Source organism: Kitasatospora sp. NPDC093558, assembly GCF_040683475.1.
Lineage (GTDB): Bacteria > Actinomycetota > Actinomycetes > Streptomycetales > Streptomycetaceae > Kitasatospora.
The window spans coordinates 1-2,824 of record NZ_JBFBDY010000730.1; the positions used below are offsets into that span (position 1 = coordinate 1).

The window sequence follows — 2,824 nt, forward strand, 5'->3', positions numbered from 1 at the left end:
GACGTGGCCGCCGCACAGGTACCGCACCAGCGGCGGCCGCCGGGAGCGCCTGGGCACGGTGAAGACGGCCAGCTCCCGCTCCGCGCCCGGCAGGGAACGCCGCAGCCCGGCCAGCAGCCGTACGGGGAAGGCGTCCGCGTGGTACTGCAACGGGTCCGCGAAGACCACGATGGCGACGACGCCCGTCTCCCGGGCCCTGGCCGCCCGCCGGCGGACGTACGCCAGCTCGCGCGCCGCGCGCTCCACCCGGGCCGCCACCTCGGTGGAGACCGGGGCGGAACGGTTCAGCACGCGGGAGGCGGTGGCGGTGGAGACACCGGCGAGCCGGGCGACCTCGGCGAGCGTCGGAGCGGGGTCGTCGCCATGGGTGTGAGGGGGCATGGGGGCCGTCCTGGGGTCCTCGACACGGGAACTCCACCTCCGGACCGGTCATGCGTGCCGGGCCACCACCCCTGCCAGCTTGGTCGGTTGTAAGACCAGCGTCAAGGCATCCGACACACCCTCACGCACGAGGGTCGGGCAGGGCGCCGCGGCGGATCACCTCCGCGTACCACCGGGCGCTGTCCTTGGCGGTCCGGGTCTGGGTGGCGTAATCGACGTAGTACAGGCCGAAGCGTTTGCCGTAGCCGTACGCCCACTCGAAGTTGTCCATCAGCGACCAGAGGAAGTAGCCCCGCACGTCCGCGCCGGCGGCGATCGCCCGCCGGACGGCGTCGAGGTGGCCGCGCAGGTAGTCGATGCGCTCCGGGTCGTGCACCGCGCCCTCCGGCGTCGGCCGGTCCTCGAAGGCCGCGCCGTTCTCGGTGACCATCAACGGCAGCCCGGGGTGTTCGCGGTGGACGCGCAGCAGCAGGTCGGACAGGCCGCTCGGGTCGATCGGCCAGCCCATGGCGGTGCGCCGGCCGGGCGCGCGGTGGAACAGCACGTCGGCGCAGCCCGCGAACGGGGACTGGGCACCGTCGCCGTGGCCCGCGTCGCTCGCGGCGGCGGCGGAATCCGGGGCCTGCCCGTCCGGCAGGGCCGAAGCCACCGTGGGGTTGTAGTAGTTGACGCCCAGCAGATCGATCGGACGGGCGATCGTGGCCAGGTCGCCGTCGTGGACCAGCTCCGGCCAGTCGACCAGGTGTGCCGTGTCGGCGAGCAGGTCCTCGGGGTAGGCGCCGTTCAGCATCGGTCCGGTGAAGACGCGGTTGCCCACCGCGTCGATCCGCCGGGCGGCCTCGCGGTCCGCGGCGGACTGCGTGAGCGGCCGCACCTCGTGCAGGTTGAGCGACACGGCGATCCGCGCCTCCCGGGGCAAGATTGCGCGCAGCGCCTCGACCGCGAGGCCGTGGCCGAGGTTGAGGTGGTGGGCCGCGCGCAGGGCGGCCGTCCAGTCGGTACGGCCCGGCGCGTGCACCCCGGAGCCGTAGCCGAGAAAGGCCGAGCACCAGGGTTCGTTGAGGGTGGTCCACAGGCGCACCCGGTCGCCGAGCGCGTCCGCCACCAGCGCGGCGTAGTCGGCGAAGCGACCGGCGGTGTTGCGGGCCGGCCAGCCCCCGACGTCCTCCAGCTCCTGCGGCAGGTCCCAGTGGTAGAGCGTCACCGCGGGCTCGATGCCGTGCTCCAGCAGCTCGTCCACCAGGCGCCGGTAGAAGTCCAGGCCCCGTTCGACGGCCGGCCCGCGCCCGGTCGGCTGCACCCGGGGCCAGGACACCGAGAACCGGTAGGCGCCCAGGCCCAGTTCGCTCATCAGCCGGACGTCCTGCCGGTAGCGGCGGTAGTGCTCGGTGGCGCGGTCGCCGGTGTCGCCGCCGGCCGTCCGGCCCGGGGTGCGGCTGAAGGTGTCCCAGATCGAGGGGGTCCGGCCGTCCACGTCGACGGCGCCCTCGATCTGGTACGCCGCTGTTGCGGCTCCCCAGAGGAAACCGGCCGGGAAGTCGCGGACGGAGACATCGGCCGGGGCCGACTCGGTCCGTACGGAAGTCATGGCTGTTCTCCATTCCGGTAGGAGTGGGCGTCAGTTCTTGATCGCGCCGGCCGTGATGCCGCCGACGACCTGCCGGCCCAGGAGGGCGAACACCAGCAGGAGCGGTGCCGTCCCGAGCAGCGAGCCGGTGAGGATGACGGCCTGGTCGGAGTCGTACGAGCCGCCGCCGAGACCGGCCAGCGCGACCTGGACGGTGGGATTGCTCTGGCTCAGCGCGATCAGCGGCCAGAAGAAGTCGTTCCAGGACTGCACGAAGACCAGCATCCCGAGCACGGCCATCCCGGGCCGGGCGATCGGCAGCACCACGCTCCACAGGATCCGCAGGCTGCTCGCGCCGTCCATCCGGGCCGCCTCGACCAGGTCGATGGGCAGCGCCTCCGCGAGGAACTGCCGCATGAAGAACACCCCGAACGCGGCCACCAGGTTGGGCAGGATCACCGACTGCAGCCGGTCGGTCCAGTGCAGCTGCGCCATGATCTGGTACAGCGGGATGACGCTCAGCTGGGCGGGCACGGTCATCGTCGCCACCACCAGGCCGAGCAGGGCGCCGCGGCCCCGGAACGGCAGCTTGGCGAAGGCGAAGCCAGCCAGCGTCGCGAACAGCACCGTGCTCGCGGTCACGCAACCCGCCACCACGACCGAGTTGAGCAGCGCCCGGCCCATGTGGACCTCGTTCCACGCGATGTCGAGGTTGTGCCACAGGCTCCCGCCGGGCAGCAGCGGCGGCGGGGTCTGCGCGATCCGGGCGCCGGAGGTCGAGGCGCCGACGAAGGTCCAGTACAGCGGGAAGAGGGAGAGGAAGGCGACGACGATCAGCACGGCGTACGTGAGCGGTCCCGCTCCGGTCAGGCCGCG

Annotated in this window: 3 protein-coding genes; all 3 read right to left on the minus strand. The window is 73.0% G+C overall.

Annotation, left to right across the window (positions count from 1 at the left end):
* On the minus strand, positions 1 to 381 hold a 381-nt coding region (locus AB0O00_RS34395; protein WP_363658558.1), incomplete at its 3' end, for a LacI family DNA-binding transcriptional regulator.
* 121 nt (positions 382 to 502) lie between these two features.
* Positions 503 to 1,969, minus strand: coding sequence for a beta-glucosidase (locus AB0O00_RS34400; protein WP_363658560.1), 1,467 nt, complete (start codon positions 1,967 to 1,969; stop codon positions 503 to 505).
* Positions 1,970 to 1,999: 30 nt separating this feature from the next.
* The gene (locus AB0O00_RS34405) at positions 2,000 to 2,818 is read right to left on the minus strand and encodes a carbohydrate ABC transporter permease (protein ID WP_363658562.1); all 819 of its coding nucleotides are present in this window, start codon (positions 2,816 to 2,818) and stop codon (positions 2,000 to 2,002) included.
* Positions 2,819 to 2,824 lie beyond the last annotated feature (6 nt).

Bases quoted from the DNA above. Each gene is read 5' to 3' on its own strand.
- AB0O00_RS34400 (WP_363658560.1), bottom strand. From the start codon at position 1,969: ATGACTTCCGTACGGACCGAGTCGGCCCCGGCCGATGTCTCCGTCCGC.